Source organism: Kitasatospora sp. NPDC097605 (assembly GCF_040302725.1).
Classification (GTDB): domain Bacteria; phylum Actinomycetota; class Actinomycetes; order Streptomycetales; family Streptomycetaceae; genus Kitasatospora.
In genome coordinates, this window is the sequence record NZ_JBEOSF010000002.1 from 231,300 (window position 1) to 248,374 (window position 17,075).

8 protein-coding genes are annotated in these 17,075 nt (G+C 76.1%); all 8 read right to left on the reverse strand.

Features of this window, described 5'->3' with window-relative positions:
* Positions 1–153: 153 nt before the first annotated feature.
* The 8 genes from ABTX81_RS03110 to ABTX81_RS03145 all read right to left on the reverse strand — a co-directional run bounded on the left by ABTX81_RS03110 (position 154) and on the right by ABTX81_RS03145 (position 16,989).
* Positions 154–1,944: a non-ribosomal peptide synthetase gene (locus tag ABTX81_RS03110; RefSeq protein ID WP_350541193.1), complete on the reverse strand. Its 1,791-nt coding sequence runs from the start codon at positions 1,942–1,944 to the stop codon at positions 154–156.
* 60 nt (positions 1,945–2,004) lie between these two features.
* On the reverse strand, positions 2,005–6,462 hold the full coding sequence (locus ABTX81_RS03115; RefSeq protein WP_350541194.1) for a non-ribosomal peptide synthetase: 4,458 nt from the start codon (positions 6,460–6,462) through the stop codon (positions 2,005–2,007).
* 44 nt (positions 6,463–6,506) lie between these two features.
* Positions 6,507–11,204 carry an amino acid adenylation domain-containing protein gene (locus tag ABTX81_RS03120; protein ID WP_502892702.1) on the reverse strand — a complete coding sequence of 1,566 codons (4,698 nt, stop codon included), beginning with the start codon at positions 11,202–11,204 and terminating at the stop codon, positions 6,507–6,509.
* A 193-nt stretch (positions 11,205–11,397) separates the two neighbouring features.
* Positions 11,398–12,660: a glutamate synthase-related protein gene (locus ABTX81_RS03125; protein WP_350541196.1), complete on the reverse strand. Its 1,263-nt coding sequence runs from the start codon at positions 12,658–12,660 to the stop codon at positions 11,398–11,400.
* Positions 12,657–13,667, reverse strand: a complete 1,011-nt coding sequence (locus ABTX81_RS03130) for an asparagine synthetase A (RefSeq protein WP_350541197.1) — start codon at positions 13,665–13,667, stop codon at positions 12,657–12,659. The genes ABTX81_RS03125 and ABTX81_RS03130 overlap by 4 nt, the downstream gene beginning before the upstream one ends.
* Positions 13,664–15,136: a methylaspartate mutase gene (locus tag ABTX81_RS03135; RefSeq protein WP_350541198.1), complete on the reverse strand. Its 1,473-nt coding sequence runs from the start codon at positions 15,134–15,136 to the stop codon at positions 13,664–13,666. The genes ABTX81_RS03130 and ABTX81_RS03135 overlap by 4 nt, the downstream gene beginning before the upstream one ends.
* Positions 15,133–15,618 carry a cobalamin B12-binding domain-containing protein gene (locus ABTX81_RS03140; protein WP_350541199.1) on the reverse strand — a complete coding sequence of 162 codons (486 nt, stop codon included), beginning with the start codon at positions 15,616–15,618 and terminating at the stop codon, positions 15,133–15,135. Before ABTX81_RS03140 ends, ABTX81_RS03135 begins: the two co-directional genes overlap by 4 nt.
* Positions 15,619–15,729: 111 nt before the next feature.
* On the reverse strand, positions 15,730–16,989 hold the full coding sequence (locus tag ABTX81_RS03145; protein ID WP_350541200.1) for a helix-turn-helix domain-containing protein: 1,260 nt from the start codon (positions 16,987–16,989) through the stop codon (positions 15,730–15,732).
* Positions 16,990–17,075 lie beyond the last annotated feature (86 nt).

Sequence of the window (17,075 nt, forward strand, 5' to 3'; positions counted from 1 at the left end):
GCAACGGGCGGGCGTTGCGGGCCGAAAGCGCGGGCGCAGCGACCGGCGGGCGGGCGCCGGGAGCCAGCGGCGCGGACGCAGGAAGCAACGGGCGGGCGTTGAGGGCCGAAGGCGCGGGTGCGACGGCCGGGCGGCGGGGGGATGGGCGCGGGGTCATCGGACGGCCGGGCGGCGGGCGGTGAGGGCGGGGCGGGCGGGGGCGGGGCCGGCGGCGGTGGCGCGCTGCACGGCGGCGGTGAAGGCGGCCAGGTCGGCGGCGTCCAGCAGGTGGCGCAGCTGGAGTTCGACGTTGAGCTTGCGGCGCAGCAGGTGGACGACGCGCAGGGCGGCGAGCGAGTGGCCCCCGAGGGTGAGGAAGTCGTCGGTGGGCAGCACCTCGGGGACGCCGAGCACGGTGCGCCACACCTCGGCGACCTGCTCCGCCACTCCCCCGCCCTCGCCCGACGGCACCGCCTCGGCGGCGGGCGCCGGCAGGGCCCGGTGGTCGGCCTTGCCGTTCGGGGTGAGCGGCATGGCGTCCAGCACGGTCACGGTGGACGGCACCAGGTGGGCGGGCAGGGTGCGGCGCAGTTCGGCCAGCAGGGCGGCGGGCTCGGCCGACGGCCCGGTGACGTAGGCGGCCAGCCGGGTGTCCCCGGGGGCCGGCTCGTGCATGGTGACGGCGGCGGCCGTCACGCCGTCCAGCGCCGCCACCGCGTGCTCGACCTCGCCGAGTTCGATCCGGAAGCCGCGCAGCTTGACCTGGCGGTCCACCCGTCCGACGTACTCCAGCAGCCCGTCCGCCGTGCGCCGGGCCTGGTCGCCGGTGCGGTACATGCGCGCGCCGGGGGCGGCCGGGTCGGCGACGAAGCGCCCGGCGGTCAGCCCGGCCTGCCCGGCGTAGCCGTGCGCCAGGCCGGGCCCGCCCAGGTACAGTTCGCCGACCGCGCCGGGCTCGGTGACCGGCGCCAGCCGCTCGTCCAGCAGGTGCACCCGGACGCCGGGCAGCGGCGCGCCCAGGTGCGGGCCGGGGCCGGTGATCCGGGCGGCGATCGCGTCGACCGTGCACTCGGTGGGCCCGTACAGGTTGAACGCCTCGACGCCGCCGTCGGCCAGCTCGCGCCAGGTGCGCTCGGGGACGGGCTCGCCGCCCATGAACAGGCGCGGGACGCCCGCCGCGCCCCCGAGCAGCGGCTCGCGGAGCAGCTGCCAGTGGGACGGCGTCAGGTCGAGGTCGGTGACGGCGTGCTCGGCGAGCAGCGCGGCCAGCGCGGCCGGGTCGGCGCGCCGGGCGTCGTCGACGACCACCAGGGTGTCACCGCGGCAGACCCGGATCCACTGCTGGACGGAGGCGTCGAAGGAGACGCTGGCGTTCCAGGCGACCACGGACGGCACGGGCCGGTAGGCGCCGATCCCCTCCAGGCCGGCGGCGAGGTCGGCGACGGCGCCGTGCGGCACCTCGACGCCCTTGGGGCGGCCGGTGGAGCCGGAGGTGTAGATGACGTAGGCGGGGTCCAGCGGGTGCGGGGCGGCGGCCTGGAGCGGCGCGGGCGCGGCGGCGTCCGGGCGCAGCACCGCGACCCCGGCCGGGACGGGCGGCGCCGCATCGGCGCTGACCACGGCGGTCAGCCGGGCGTCGGCGGCCATGAAGGCGATCCGCTCGGCCGGGTAGGCCGGGTCGAGCGGGACGTACGCGGCGCCGGCCCGCCAGACGGCGAGCAGGGCGACGGGCAGGTCGAGGGTGCGGGCGAGGTGGACGCCGACCCGGTCGCCGCGCCGGACGCCGGCGGCGCGCAGGGCGCCGGCCAGGCCGTTGGTGCGGCCGTCCAGGGCGGCGAAGTCGAGGCTGCCGTCGGCGGCGTGCACGGCGGGCCGGCCGGGGTGGGCGGCGACGGCGGCGCGCAGCCTGGTCAACAGGTCGGCGGTGGAGGGCGCGATGGTGGCCGGCTCCGCGAAGGTGGTCATGGCGGGGGTACTCCTCGGTGAAGGTCGGGTGGGGGTGGGACGGCGGTGCTCGATGCCGGGTCAGACGTCGGCGGCCAGGCGGGCCAGGGCCGCCGCGTAGACGTCCGTGAACTCCTCCGCCGTGGCGTCGTCGACCAGCGCCCGCTGGTGGTCCACGGCGAGCAGCACCCGCTGGGTGACCGGGTCCTGGATCAGCGAGGCGCCGAAGGTGAAGCTGTTCGGCTCGTGCCGGTAGGTGGGCTCGGTGCCGATCCGGCCGTCCTCGATGCGGGCCGCGCTGAGCCGGCCCAGGGCGTGGAAGCGCAGGTAGCCGAACTGGCTGTCGAGCGCGGTGTCGGCCATCATCCGGGCCAGCCGGGCGAACGGCACCCGGCGGTGCGGCATCATGTCCAGTTCCTCGCGGTGCACGTGCCGCACCAGCGCCGCCAGGTCCTCCCCCGGTTCGGCGACCAGCGGGACGGTGTTGAGGAAGAGCCCGTACACCTCGGTGCCGCCGAGCCGTTCCAGCCGGCCGTTCATCGCCAGCCCGGTGGTGACCCGGCGCCGCCCGGTGATGTGGGCGAGGGCGTGCAGATGGGCGGCGAGCGCCACGGACTTGACCGGGACGGCGAGCGCGTCGGCGACGGCCCGCAGCTGGCCGGGCGCGTCCGGCAGCACCCGTTCGACGGTGCGCGGCAGCTCGTGGACGTGCTCGCTGCCGGGCCAGAGCTGGCCGGTGGCGCCGTCGAGCCGCTGGTGCCAGTAGGCGAGCGAGTCCGGGTCGGCGGCCGCCGCGCGTTCGACGGCCACGAAGTCGCGGAAGGCGGTGCGCGGCGGCGGAGTGGGCGCGGAGACGGGGTCGGCGGCGAGCGCGGCGTGCCGTTCGAGGATCTCGGTGAGCAGGGAGGTGAAGCTCCAGCCGTCGAGGATCGCGTGGTGCTCGGAGATGGTCAGCTGGAAGGCGTCGGCGGCCAGGCGCTGCACGGTGATCCGGAACAGCGGGGGCGCGGTGAGGTCGAACGGCCGGTCGCGGTGGTGCTCGAAGACGGCCCGGATCGCCGCGTCCTGGTCCGCCTCGGTGCGACCGCGCAGGTCGGCGAACTCGACGGGGGCGGGCAGCGTGCCGTGCACCAGCTGCAGCGGTTCGCCGTAGCCGGAGAGGTCGAGGCCGGTGCGCAGCACGGCGTGCCGGGCCATCGCCTCGTTGACGGAGCGGCGCAGCGCGGTCTCGTCGAGTGCGCCGGCGAAGCGGTAGGAGTTGACGTTGTGGTAGCTGTCGGTGCCGCCGGCGACCTCCATGTGGAAGACCATCGACAGCTGCATGGAGACCATCGGGTAGGCGTCGACGATGCCGGGCGGCAGTTCGGCGCGGTCGTCCTCGTCGATCAGCGCGAACGGCCGGTCGGCGCCGGGGTCGGCCTCGACGGGCCGGGCCAGCGGCAGCAGGGCGGCGACGGTGGGCGCGTTGAAGACGTCCCGCAGGGAGAGCTGCCAGCCGCGGTCGTGCAGGGCGCCGGCCAGCTGGACGGCGCGGATGGAGTCGCCGCCGAGGTGGAAGAAGTCGTCGTGGACGCCGATCCCGGACACCCCGAGGACCTCGGTCCAGACGGCGGCGAACAGCTCCTCCTCGGGGGTGCGCGGCTCGACGTGCCGCCCGGCCCGTTCGGGGGCGGCGCGCCCGGGGGCGGGCAGCGCGGCCCGGTCGGCCTTGCCGTTGACGGTGAGCGGCAGCGCGTCCAGTACGGTGACGCTCGCCGGGACCATGTAGGCGGGCAGCGAGCGGGCGAGGAAGCCGCGCAGGTCGTCGGGGGCGCGGCCGGTGACGTACGCGGCGAGCCGGTCCTCGTGCACGGTCACCACGCAGGCCTCGACGTCCGGGTGGGCGGCGAGGGCGTTCTCGATCTCGCCGAGCTCGATCCGGAAGCCGCGCAGTTTGACCTGGAAGTCGGCGCGCCCGACGTACTCCAGGCCGCCGTCCGGCAGCCGTTTGGCGACGTCGCCGGTGCGGTAGAGGCGGGCGCCGGGCGGGCCGGCGGGGTCGGCGACGAAGCGGCCGGCGGTGAGGCCGGGGCGGCCCCAGTAGCCGTGGGCGAGGCTGCCGCCGCCGATGTACAGCTCGCCGGGGACACCGGGCGGGCAGGGGCGCAGCCAGTCGTCCAGGACGGCGGCGGTGAGGTGGGGCATGGGCTCGCCGATGAGGCTGCGCCCGAAGCCGGCGCCGCCCTCGGCGACGTCGTGGACGGTGACGTGGACGGTGGTCTCGGTGATGCCGTAGAGGTTGCAGAGCCGGGCGGGCGGCAGCGGGTCGAGGTCGTGCCAGCGCTGGACGACGCCCGGGTCCAGGGCCTCGCCGCCGAGCATGATCCAGCGCAGTGCGGGCAGCGCCCGGGGGCGGCGGCGCAGGGCCGGTTCGAGCTGGCGCAGCGCGGACGGGGTGAGGCAGAGGTGGGTGACGCGCTGGTCGTCGAGGAGTTCGGCGAACTCCTCGGGCGAGCGGCTGGTCAGGTAGGGCACGACGAGCAGCCGGGCGCCGTGCAGCAGCGCGCCCCACAGCTCCCAGACGGTCCAGTCGAAGGCGTAGCTGTGGAAGAGCGTCCAGGTGGTGTCGGGGCCGAAGCCGAAGTGGTCGCGGCCGGAGTCGAGCAGCCGGCTGACGTGCTCGTGGGCGACGGCGACGCCCTTGGGGCGGCCGGTGGAGCCGGAGGTGAAGATCAGGTAGGCGAGGTCGCCGGGGCGGCCGGCGGCGGGCGGGCGGGTGTCGGGGTGGGCGGCGATCTCGGCGGCCCGGGCGGTGAGGTCGAGGGTCTGCCAGGGGCCGGCGGGGGCGCGGTCGGGGCGGTCGGTGAGGACGGCGGTGACGGCGGTGTCGCCGAAGACCAGGGCGGCCCGGTCGGCGGGGGCGGCGAGGTCGACGGGTACGTAGGCGGCGCCGGTCTTGAGGACGGCGAGGATCGCCACGGGGACGGCGACGGTGCGTTCCAGCAGCAGGCCGACCCGGTCGCCGGGGCGCACCCCGCGGGCGCGCAGGGTGTGCGCCAAGCGGTTGGCGCGGCGGTCGAGTTCGGCGTAGTCGAGGCTCTCCTGCCCGTCGTCGACGGCCGGCCGTTCGCCGTACGCGTCGGCGGCGCGCTCGAAGAGGTGGTGCAGGCAGTGGCCCTGGTCGAGCCGGGCGGGGCGGGGCCGTTGCCCCGCCGCGGTGAGCCGGAGCACGGTGGCGTCCGGGTCGGCGAGGGCGGCGTCCAGCAGGGCCGCGTAGTCGGCGGCGAGGCGGCGGACGGTGGCCGCGTCGAAGAGGTCGGTGCTGTACTCGGCCTCGCCGCGCAGTTCGCCGCCGGCGCCCTCGGCGGGTTCGAAGACGGACCAGGTCAGGTCGAACTTGCTGGTGCCGTTGGAGCGGACGGTGCGCCGGCCGGTGGCGGCGCCGAGCACGAGCGGGGTGTCGTCCTCGCCGTGGGCGCCGAACACCACCTGGACCAGCGGCGGGTGCTGCGGGGTGCGGGCGGTGCCGAGGTGGTCGACCAGCTGGTCGAACGGCACGTCGAGGTAGCCGAAGGCGTCGAAGGCGCCGTCCTGGAGGTCGGCGACCAGCTCGCGGAAGGTCGCCCCCGGGGCGAGCCGGATGCGCAGTGGCAGCAGGTTGACGAAGTAGCCGATCAGATCGGCGAGTTCGGGCCGGTTGCGAGTGGTGACCGGGGTGCCGACGAGGAGGTCGTCGGCGCCGGTCCAGCGGTTCAGCAGCAGGGCGAAGGCGGCGAGCTGGACGGTGAACGGGGTGGCGCCCTCCTGTTCGGCGAGGGCCCGGACCCGGGCGGCGGCGCCGGGGGCGAGGCCGAAGTGCTCGGTGGCGCCGCGCTCGCCGCGTTCGGCGGGGCGCGGGCGGTCGCCGGGCAGGTCGAGCAGGGCGGGGGCGCCGTCGAGGCGGTCCTTCCAGTAGGCGAGGTGTTCCTCGTAGGAGGTGTGCCGCTCCTCCTCGGCCCAGTCGGCGTACTGGGTGCCGAGGGCGGGCAGTTCCGGGGCCCGCTGTTCGGCGAACGCCCGGTAGCACTCGGCGAGTTCGCGCTCGAAGAGTTCGGCCGACCAGCCGTCCCAGATGATGTGGTGGACGACGAGGAGCAGGGTGGTGCGCTCGTCGGCGAGCCGGATCGCCTCGGCGCGCAGCAGCGGGCCGGCGGCGAGGTCGAACGGCCGGGCGGCCCGTTCGGCGATCAACTGCTCGGCCCGGTCCTCCCGTTCGCCCTCCGGGAGGGCGCGCAGGTCGGTGACGGCGAGCGGCACGGCGAGGCTGTCGTGGACGTGCTGGCGCGGCCCGTCGGGGTGCAGGGCGAAGGTGGTGCGCAGCGCCTCGTGCCGGGCGGTGACGGCGTCCAGGGCGCGGGCCAGCAGGCCGAGGTCGAGCGGGCCGGTGACCTCGTAGGTCCAGGGGGTGGTGTAGGTGATGCTCCGCGGGTCCAGGTGGTCGAGGAACCAGAGGCCGCGCTGGAGCCCGGAGACGGGTGCGGTACGGGCCGGAGCGGCCTGGGCGTCGGCGGACGGGCGCACGGCCTCGTTCCCTTCGGTGCGACGGGTGTCGGGGCGGCCGGCCATCACGAGGCCAGCCGTTCGGCGATGGCGCCCACGGTGCGGCCGCGGAAGACCACGTGCGGCGGGACGCGGGTGCCGGTCTGCTGCGAGAGCTTCATGGCGACCCGTACGGCGGCCAGCGAGTTGCCGCCGATCCGGAAGAAGTTGGCGTCCGGCCCGACGTCCTCGGGCAGGTCGAGGACGGCGCGCACGGCGTCGGCGACCAGCCGCTGGTGCGGGGTGAGCGTGTCGGCCGGCTCGGCGGCGCGGCGCCCGGCGGGGGCCGGCAGGGCCTTGCGGTCGATCTTGCCGTTGGAGTTGAGCGGCAGCGCGTCCAGCACGTCGACGGTGGCGGGCACCATGTGCTCGGGCAGCAGGGCGGCCAGGTGGTCCAGCAGCGCCTCGGGGTCGGCCCCGTCCGCGCCCGCGTCGAGGGTGACGTAGGCGGCGAGCCGGTGGTCGCCGGGGGCGGGTTCATGGACGGTGACGGCGGCCTCGCGGACGGCGGGGTGGCGGGTCAGCGCGTCCTCGATCTCGCCGGGCTCGACCCGGAAGCCGCGGACCTTGATCTGGTCGTCGATCCGCCCGGTGATCTCCAGCAGGCCGTCCGGGCGCCGGTGGCCGAGGTCGCCGGTGCGGTAGAGCCGCTCGCCGGGGGCGCCGAACGGGGAGGCGACGAAGCGCTCGGCGGTCAGCGCGGGCCGGCCGACGTAGCCGTGGGCGAGGCCGCCGCCGGCCGCGTAGAGCTCGCCGGTGGCGCCGTCGGGGACGGGCCGCAGCAGGTCGTCGAGGACGTGGACCGCCTTGCCGTGCAGCGGGCGGCCGATCGGGATGGCGGCGCCGGCGGCGTCCCCGGGGGTGGCGCGGTGGCAGGTGGTCAGGCCGAGGCTCTCGACCGGGCCGTAACCGTTGGCGACGACCAGGTCCGGGTACTGGCCGAGCGCCTTGCCGACATGGGTGACGGAGGCCCGCTCGCCGGCCGTGAAGGCCACCCTGAGGTCGTCGTAGGTCTCCGGGAACTCCTCCAGCAGGAAGTTGAACAGGCTGGCGGAGAGCTGGAGCTGGGTGACGCCGTGGCGCCGGGTCAGCTCGGCGATGGCCTGCGGGTCGGGCCGCTGGCCGGGCTGCAGCACGCAGACGCCGCCGAAGGCCAGCGCGCCGTACAGTTCCAGGGCGAAGGCGTCCCAGGAGACCGGGGAGCACTGCAGCCAGACCTCGTCGGGGCCGAAGCGGGCGTAGTCCTGGCCGAGGTAGGTGGTGGTGAGTGCGCGGTGCGGCACGGCGACGCCCTTGGGGCGGCCGGTGGAGCCGGAGGTGAACATCACGCAGGCGAGGTCGTCCCCGGCGACCGGCACGCCCGGGTCGTGGCCGGGGCGGGCGGCGATCGCGGCGGCTTGCCCGTCCAGGTCGAGGTGGCGCCCGACGGGGAACGGCGGGCTCGCGTGCCGGTGGGTGACCAGCAGGGCGGCGGCGCTGTCGGCGACCGCGCCGGCCAGCCGCTCGGCCGGGAAGTCCGGGTCGAGCAGGGTGTAGGCGGCGCCGGTCTTGAGCGCGGCGAGCAGGGCGACCACCAGGTCCGGGCCGCGCTCGACCAGGACGGCGACGGTGTCGCCGCGCCCGATCCCGGCCCCGGCCAGGTGGTGGGCGAGCCGGTTGGCCCGGGTGTTCAGCTCGCCGTAGGAGAGCCGGTGCTCGCCGGAGACGACGGCGAGCGCGTCCGGGGCGGCGGCGGCCCGGGCCTCGACCAGGGTGTGCACGGGCGCCTCGACGGCGGTGGCGAGGGTGCCCAGCCAGGCGTCGCACAGTTCGGCCATGGTGGCGGCGTCGAACAGGTCGGAGTCGTACTCGAAGCGGCCGGTGAAGTCGGTGCCCCGGTCGTCGACGGAGATCGACAGGTCGAAGCGGGAGACCGGGTTGGAGTACAGCTCGCGGGTCACCTCGGTGCCGCCGACGGTCAGCGGGCGGGTGTCCAGCGGGTGCAGCTCCAGCAGCACCTGGCAGAGCGGGTTGCGGTTCTCGGCGCGGTCGTCCGGGCGGTCCTCCAGGACGCTCGCCGCGATGTCGTCGAACGGCGCCTCCTGGTGGCGGTAGCCGGCGATCGCCACCTCGCGCACCTGCCGGACCAGGTCGCGGAAGCCCATCGACTCGTCAAGTCGCACCCGCAGCGGCAGCAGGTTGACGAAGTAGCCGACCAGGGCGTCGAGTTCGGCCCGGCCGCGGACGCTCACCGGGGAGCCGAGCACCAGGTCGCGCTGCCCGGTGCGGCGGTGCAGGGCGAGCGCCAGGCCGGCCAGCAGCACCATGAACGGGGTGGCGTCCTCGCTGCGGGCCAGCGCGCGGACCGCCTCGGCGACCGGGCGCGGCATCGCGAAGCGGTGGAAGTCGCCGCGGAAGCGCTGCACCTCGGGCCGGGGGTGGTCGGTGGGCAGCGCCGGTTCGGTCGGCGCGTCGGCCAGGTGCTCGCGCCAGTGGGCGAGTTGGCGCTCGGCGTGCTCCGGGTCCCGGTAGCGCCAGGCGCTGTAGTCGGCGTACTGGACGGCGGGCTCGGGCAGAGCGGCCGGACGGCCGGCGGCCAGCGCCTCGTACAGGGCGGCGAGTTCGCCCTCCAGGACGGGCAGCGAGCCCTCGTCCCAGACGATGTGGTGGCAGAGCAGCAGCAGGGTGGCGGTGTCACCGGTGCGGTAGAGGTGGGCGCGCAGCAGCGGGCCGCGCTCCAGGTCGAAGGGCACCAGCGCGGCCTCGGCGACCAGCCGCTCGACCTGCCCGGCCTCGGTGTCCAGGACGGCGAACGGCACCTCCACGGACGGGTGGACCAGCTGGCGGGGGCCCTCCTCGGTCAGCTCGAAGGTGGTGCGCAGTGCCTCGTGCCGCGCCACCACGCCCTCCAGTGCCCGGCGCAGCAGCCCCGGGTCGACCGGACCGGCGAAGCGGAACACCCAGGGCACGATGTAGGTGGGAGCGTCCGGGTTCCACTGGTCGAGGAACCAGAGGCCGCGCTGGTACGGCGAGAGCGGCGCCGACGTGGCCCCGGCCCGGGTCAGCGGCGGGCGCTCGCCGCCGGCCGCTGCGGTGACGGCGGCGGCGAACTCGGCGAGGGTGGGGGCGTCGAAGATGGTGTACGGGGAGATCATGCCGAAGACGTCGAAGACCCGGCCGACCACCCGCACGGCGGTCAGCGAATCGCCGCCCAGGTGGAAGAAGTTGTCGTCGGCGCCGACCTCGGGCACGCCCAGCACATCCGCCCAGACCGCGGCGATCAGCTGCTCGGCGGGGGTGCGCAGCGGCCGGCCGGCCGGAGCCTCGGCGGCGGGCGCGGTCCGCGGGTCGGGCAGCGCGCTGCGGTCGATCTTGCCGCCGGCGGTCAGCGGGAAGGCGTCCAGCGCGGTGATGGTGGCCGGGACCAGGTGCTCGGGCAGCCGCTCGGCCAGGTGGGCGCGGAGCGCGGCGGGGTCGGGGTCCTCACCGGTGACGTAGCCGGCGAGCCTGCCCTCGTGGGCGACGACCACGGCGCCGGCGACGCCGGGGCGGGCGGCGAGCAGTTGCTCGATCTCGCCGGGCTCGACCCGGAAGCCGCGGATCTTCAGCTGGTGGTCGGCGCGGCCGACGAACTCCAGCGGGGCGTCCGGGCCCTCCCGGCGCACGACGTCGCCGGTGCGGTACATCCGGGCGCCCGGCTCGGGCGCGAACGGGTCCGCCACGAACCGGCCCGCCGTCAGGCCCGGGCGGCCGTGGTAGCCGGAGGCGAGCAGCGGCCCGCCGAGGTACAGTTCGCCGCTCTCGCCGGGCCCGGTGACCGGCCGCAGCCGGTCGTCCAGGACGTAGGCGCGGCGCTCGCCGAGCGGGGTGCCGATCGGGACCGGCTCCGCCCCCGAGGGGCCGGACAGCTCGTGGACGGTGGCGGTGACCACGGTCTCGGTGGGCCCGTAGGCGTTGAGCAGCGGCACCCCGGTGGCGGCCCGCCAGCCGGCGGCGGTGTCCGGGTAGAGGCGGTCGCTGCCGGAGATCATCAGCCGCAGGGTGCGCGGGGCGCGGCCGCGGGCGCGCAGCGCCGTCACCACCTCCTGGAAGTAGCCGGCGGCCAGGTTGGCCACGGTGACGCCCTCGGCGTCCAGCAGGTCCAGCAGGGCGTCCGGGGCGAGCAGGTGCTGCTCGGGGACGAGCAGGCAGGCGCCGGAGGACAGCGCGGTGAGGGTCTGCTCGACGGCGACGTCGACGGTGGGGCGGGCGAGGTGCAGCACGGTGTCCTCGGCGGTGAGGCCGAAGCGGTCGACGGCGGCGGCCAGGTGGCCGGTCAGCGCGGCGAGCGGGACGTGCACGCCCTTGGGGCGGCCGGTGGTGCCGGAGGTGTAGATGAGGTAGCCGGGGGTGGGCGCGGCCTGGCCGCCGTCCTCGGACGGCCGGAGCTCGACGAGCTCGCCGTCGGTGAGGGCGAGGCCGGCGCCGGCGTCCTCGCGGATCCAGCGGTTGCGCTCCTCGGGGGCCTCCCGGTCCAGCGGCAGGTAGGTGGCCCCGGCGCGGAGGGCGGCGAGCAGGCCGACCAGGTGGTCCAGCCGGTCGCGGCCGGTGACGGCCACCGTCCGTCCGGGGGCGATCCGGGCGGCGAGGGCGCCGCTCAGCTCGTCCAGCTCCCGGTAGCGGACGGTCCGGGCGCCGAGCCGTACGGCCGGCCGGTCCGGGAACCGGCGCGCGACGGATATGAAGGGGAAACCGCGAGATTCCATCATCCAACCCCGATGAATTAACGACGCTGCGGGCAGTGGTTCGACGATAGGGCGGCGTTCCGGAACCGATCGGCAGAATTCCCGGAAGACGAACGGCAGTTTCAACTGCCGCTTGGCATAAGGGCGTTGACACAACGCGACCGGCCCGCCGGGGCGCACGGAGGCGCCTCGACGGGCTCGGGGAACGGCTTTTCTAAGGGAAGTCCGGGGACCACACGTCGGCCCGTTCCAGGGCCGCCGGGGTGTATTTTCCGAGCGCGCTGATCAGCAGCCGAAGTTCGAGCGCGAGGCAGTCGGTGAACCGGATCAGCCCCGCCTCCGGGTCCTCGGCGGCGGCCAGCAGGGCCGCCCGGCCCAGGCCCACCGCGCGGGCGCCCAGCGCCAGGCTCTTGACCGCCCGGCCGCCCTCCCACATCCGCCCGGAGACCAGCAGGCAGGGCGGCGGCCCGGCGGCCGCCAGCCGGCGCAGGCACTCCGCCAGCGGCAGCCCGACCTGCGCCGGGAAGGCGCCCGGCGCCCATCCGGTGCCGCCCTCCGCGCCGTCCACGGTGACGGCGTCCGCGCCCGCCTCGGCGGCCACCCGGGCGGCCTCGGCGACGTCCCGGCCGGGGTGCAGCTTCACCCAGACCCGGGCCCGGGGGAAGTTGTTGCGCATCAGCCGGACCTGCTGGCGCAGGATCTCCGCGGTGAAGGTGCCCGGCGTGCCGGCCCGCAGCACCCGGCCGTCCTCGCCGAAGACCGGGTCCAGGCCGTAGCGGTCGCCGAGCCGGGCGGCGGCTTCCGGCTCCAGCACGGTCATCCCGCCGAGCCCGGGCTTGGCACCCTGCCCGACCTTCAACTCGAAGGCCAGGCGGCCGGATTCCAGCAGCGGCCGAGCCGCCGGGTCGCTGTGGACGAGGTTCCAGACCTCGGCGTCGGCGTCCTCGGTGGACTGCTGGACGGCCACCCCGCCCAGCCCGTCGGGCAGGTGCTCGGTGTAGGCGCGCAGCCGGCCGAGCAGGGCGCGGTCGGCGTCCTCGCCGAGCCGGCCGTAGCCGTTCACCGGGACGACGTTCTCGCCGATCACCATCGGCAGGCCGAGCGCGCCCGCCTGCCGGCTCAGCGCCAGGCCGAGCTCCCCGCCGGCCGCCCGGGTGGAGCCGGTCGCGGACACGTACACCGGCAGAGCGGAGCTGAACCCACCGATGGCGGTGGTGAGTTCGACGTCCCGGTAGTCCGGCTCGCGGCCCAGGTCGATCAGCTTGGCCAGCCGCTGCGGCACGAACACCGGCGGCACGATCCGCAGCGCGTCCAGGGCGTCCGACGGGTCCGCCGCGCCGGGCCCGCCGGCCGGGCGCTCGGCGCCGAACAGCACCTGCCCGTAGCTGCCGGGCGGCGGGAAGGCCGCCGCCGTCCCGGCCCGGGCCCGCTGCCGGACCTCCTCCTCCGGGAACCCCGGTGCGCTCAGATCGCTCACGGCGTCACCACTCCCGCCACCTTCGGGAAGGCGCTGGCCTGCCAGACCGCGTCCAGCCCGGCGACGTAGCGGGTCAGGCGCTCGACGCCGATGCCGAAACCGGCGCTGCCGGGCACGCCCTCGCGGACCAGGTCCAGGTACCAGCGGTACTTCTGCGGGTTCTCCCCCGTCTCGCGCATCCGGGTGACGATCTCGGCGTAGTCGTTGGTGCGCTGGCTGCCGCTGCACAGCTCGCCGTAGCCCTCGGCCGCGATCAGGTCGAAGTTCCGCAGCAGGCCCGGGTCCTCGGGGTTCTCGCGGTCGTAGAAGCCGCGCGAGCCCTTGGGGTAGTCGGTGACGAAGAACGGCCGGTCCCGCCGGCCGGAGAGCAACGCCTCGCCGGCCCAGTCGAGTTCGGCGTCCGGGCTCTGCGGGTGGCCGAGCCCCTGGAGCTCGCTGACCGCCTCGGCGTGCCGCATCCGCCCGAAGGAGCCCTTCAGCAGCTCGGCGAACGCGTCGGTGTCGCGGCCGAGTTCGGCGAACTCCTTGGGCAGCTCGCGCACCACGCTGTCGACCATGTGCACCACCAGCTCCTCGACCAGCTGCACGGCATCGTCCCGGCTCGCCCCGGCCACCTCGACGTCGAGCTGGTGGAACTCGGCCAGGTGGCGGCTGGTCCCCGCGGTCTCCAGCGGCTCCAGCCTGACGTTCGGCGCGATGCAGAAGATCTTGTCGAAGGCCAGCAGCGAGGCCTGCTTGTAGAGGATCGCGCTGGTCATCAGCTTGTAGCGGTGGCCGTAGAAGTCGATGTCGACCTGCTTGGAGCCGCGCGAGCCGGGGTCGGTGACCGGGCCGATGATCGGCGGCAGCAGTTCGGTGAAGCCCCGGCCGCGCAGGTGCTCGCGGGCGGCGGAGAGCAGGTGGTGCTGGATCCGCAGCGCGGCGCGGGTGGTCGGGGAGGTCAGGTGGCGGCCGGGGTCCGGGAGCGTCGCGGCGGCGGTCGCGGGGGTGGGCCCGTCGGTGGTCATGGCGTGGTGAGTCCCAACTCTCGTGGTGCGGCGGGTGTTCGGTCGAGGGCGAGGTCCGAGGTGTCGAGGCGTGAGGTGTCGAGGACCGAGGTGTCGAGGCGTGAGGTGTCGAGGCCCGAGGTATCGAGGCCCGAGGTGTCGAGGCCCGAGGTGTCGAGGCCCGGGGCGGCGAGGGCCAGGGTGTCGGCGGCGCGGCTGTCGTAGCTCCACTGGACGTGGGAGAGCGCGCCGAGCAGGTCGGCGGAGCGCAGGATCGGCGGGCGCGGGCCGCCGGACCGGGCGGCGATCGGCATCGAGCCGACGTCCGACCAGTGCAGCCGCCCGTCCGGGCCGAGCGAGCTGCGGGCCCGGCCGGCGTTGTCGGGGTGCAGGCAGTAGGGCACGTCCAGGTAGCCGGCCGCGAAGGCGCGCACCAGCGCCCGGCCGATGTCGGCGTCCAGCTCCAGCACGGCGCCGATCAGCGCCCGCGCCTCCGCCTCGATACCGGTGTCCGGCACGGCGAGCGGGGGACGCGCGTGCTCGGCGCCGGCGGCCGCGGCGGCCGTCTCCAGCGCCCGGACGTTCTCGGCGACGGTCGGGATCCGGTGCGCCTCCGCCGTGGTCTTCACGATCAGCCGGGCCGCCCCGGTTCGCACCGCCAGCCGGGCGGCGTCCTCCAGCAGCAGCCGGGCCCCGCCGGGGGTGCGCGGGAAGACGCCCATGTAGGCGTAGAGCACGAGGTGGTGGTCGACGTCGGGCAGCAGCTCGCCGGCCAGCCGGCCGAGCACGGTGAGCGCCTCCTCGTCCTGGCGCGGGTCGGGCTGCTGGGCGTAGCTGAGCGAGACGCTGCGCAGCCCGTGCTGCCGGAAGAACAGCGCCTCCAGCACGCTCACCGCGATCAGCAGGCTCGGCGGGCAGAGCTGGCCCATCAGGCAGCCGCCGAACGTCTCCAGATGCGGCTCGGCCCCGAACTCCCGGATGGAAGAGAGCAGTTCGCAGCTGCGCCGCCAGCTCTCCACCGCCTCGCGCAGTGGCGTGCGGCTGTAGGGCAGGCAGTAGGAGACCGGGCCGCCCTCGGTGGCGTCCAGGCCGACCGCGAGCAGCGCGCGGACGATGTGCTCGGCGCGCGCGGAGCCGTGCCGGACCTGCACCGGGAAGCCCTCGCCGGCGACCCCGCGCAGCACCGCCCGGGTGACGTCCGCCGGGTGGCCCGCGATCGGGTAGCCGTTCAGCCCCACCCCGTCGACCAGGGCGCGGCGGGCGGCGGCGAGGTCACCGGTGCGGGTGTAGCTGTCCAGGGTGATGGTGCCGACGGTGACGGCGTCCGCGCCCCGGGTGGCGAGCAGGCCGTCGCGCATCCGCAGCGGGTCGGCCATGCCCATCCGGGGCTGCACCACCAGGGCGCCGGCGGACCGGGCCCGGGCGACGAAGGCGCCGAAGCCGGCTCTGGCGGGGAGGGAGCCGCCCGGCGCGGCGGCGAGGCCGCTCATCGCGGCACCCGGGAGGCGGTCGCCACGGGCAGGGCGGGAGTGCGCAGCGAGCCCACGAAGGCGCGGAAGTCGGCGACCGAGCGGCCCTCCTCGAAGACCCCGTCGAACCCGGCGGCGAGCAGCGACTGCTGCCGGTCCGGGTCGCCGGGCCCCGCGATGGTGAGCTTGCCGCCGATCACCGTGGGCGTGCGGGCCAGTTCGGGGCGGGCGCGCAGCGCCCGGATCACCCGCAGGCCGTCGTGGTAGCCGTGGCCGTTGACGCTGCTCAGCACGATGAGGTCCGGCTCGGTCCGGCGGCACTCGGCGACCAGCAGGTCGTCCGGCACGCAGGCGCCCAGGTTGGTGACCCGGTGGCCGAGTTCCTCCAGCAGCAGTTGCAGGAAGACCAGGTTCCAGGTGTGCGAATCCGAGGCCATGGTCGTCACGACCACCTCCAGCCGGGCCGGTTCGGCCTCTCCGCGCTGCTGCTCCAACTGGTCCACGGCGCAAACCCTCTGTGTCGGTGAGTGATGGACAGAACGCTAGGGAGGATCCGGCGGGCGGACCGGCAGCTCACCCGGCAAGTGACGGGCAGTATCGGCTGCGGACCGGATTCAGCTCGCCGTCGCCAGCACGGGGTAGACCCCGGCGGCGCCGAACAGCCGGCGGCAGAGGTTCAGCACGGTGAAACGGACGCCGTCGCGGGCCGGGATGCTGCGGATCAGCCCGCTCGCCAGCAGTTCGTGCACGGCGGCCAGCGACTCCTGCGGCGGCCGGCCGCTCAGCTCGACGGCGTCCTCGCCCGACCAGTCCCCCGGCTCGGCCGCCAGCCGCGCCAGCAGGTCGCGCTGGCCCAGCGTCAGCCGGTCGAGCGCCGCGTCCAGCGCCTCGCCGACCCCGCCGCGTCCGCCGAACCCGGCCGGGGGCGGCGCCAGTTGGAACGGCCCCTCGGCCAGCCGGGCCACCAGCTGGCGCGGCGAGAGCACCGTCGACCAGCCCGCGGCCAGCTCCAGCGCGCCCGGCAGGCCGTCGAGCAGCCGGCAGAGCGCGGCCACCGCCGGCGCCTCCTCGGGCTCCAGCCGGTAGCCGGGGCGCAGCCGGCGCAGGTGGGAGAGCAGCAGCCGGACGGCACCCACCTCGGCGAGCGCCACCGGATCGTGGTCGAGCTCCGGTCCCGGGGTGGGCAGCGGGGCGAGCGGGATCACCTGGCCGCCGGGCAGCGGCTGGGCGACCCGGGCGGTGATCAGCACCCGCAGGCCGGGGCAGCGCTGGAACAGCTCGTCCAGCAGGGCGGGTTCGACCCCGCTGTCGGCGCCGTCCAGGACCAGCAGGGTGGGGCGGGAGCCGATCGCCCGGACCAGCTCGGCGCGGCGCTCGGGGCCCATCCCGGGCTGGCGGGCCCAGTCCGTCCAGCGCACCGACCAGCGGGCCGTCAGGTGCAGCCGGCGCGCGGCCTCCAGCACCAGCCGGGTCTTGCCGACGCCGCCGAGGCCGGTCACGGTGACCAGCCGGTCGCCGTGCACGGCGAGGGCCTCGGTCAGCACGTCGACCTCCGGCTCCCGGCCGACGATCGCCGCGCGGGCCACCGGCGGGGCGGCCGGCTCGTCGCGCGGCTCCTCGGCGAGCGCCTGGCGGCGCGCGGCCGCCTCGAACACGGTGCGGCTACGGCCCTCCAGCCGCAGCGCGTCGGCCAGCAGCCGGACCGTCTCCTGCCGGGGGCGCTGCACCCGTCCGCTCTCCATGTCGCGGATCGCCCGGACGCTCAGGGTCGCGTGATCGGCCAGCACCTGCTGGGTCAGGCCGATGCGCTCGCGCCGGATCCTGAGCAGCTCTCCGAAGCCCGCCGTCGACTGCAGGGTGTGAACGCCGTCCATGCTCCGTCCGCCTTCCGTGGGTTGGCCAACTACCGGGGACCAGGGGCCCGGGTTCGCCTCACGGCGTCCCGGGGGCGGCGCCGGGC

Bases quoted from the DNA above. Each gene is read 5' to 3' on its own strand.
- ABTX81_RS03130 (WP_350541197.1), bottom strand. From the start codon at position 13,667: ATGACCACCGACGGGCCCACCCCCGCGACCGCCGCCGCGACGCTCCCG.
- ABTX81_RS03135 (WP_350541198.1), bottom strand. From the start codon at position 15,136: ATGAGCGGCCTCGCCGCCGCGCCGGGCGGCTCCCTCCCCGCCAGAGCC.
- ABTX81_RS03120 (WP_502892702.1), bottom strand. From the start codon at position 11,204: ATGGAATCTCGCGGTTTCCCCTTCATATCCGTCGCGCGCCGGTTCCCG.
- ABTX81_RS03145 (WP_350541200.1), bottom strand. From the start codon at position 16,989: ATGGACGGCGTTCACACCCTGCAGTCGACGGCGGGCTTCGGAGAGCTG.
- ABTX81_RS03110 (WP_350541193.1), bottom strand. From the start codon at position 1,944: ATGACCACCTTCGCGGAGCCGGCCACCATCGCGCCCTCCACCGCCGAC.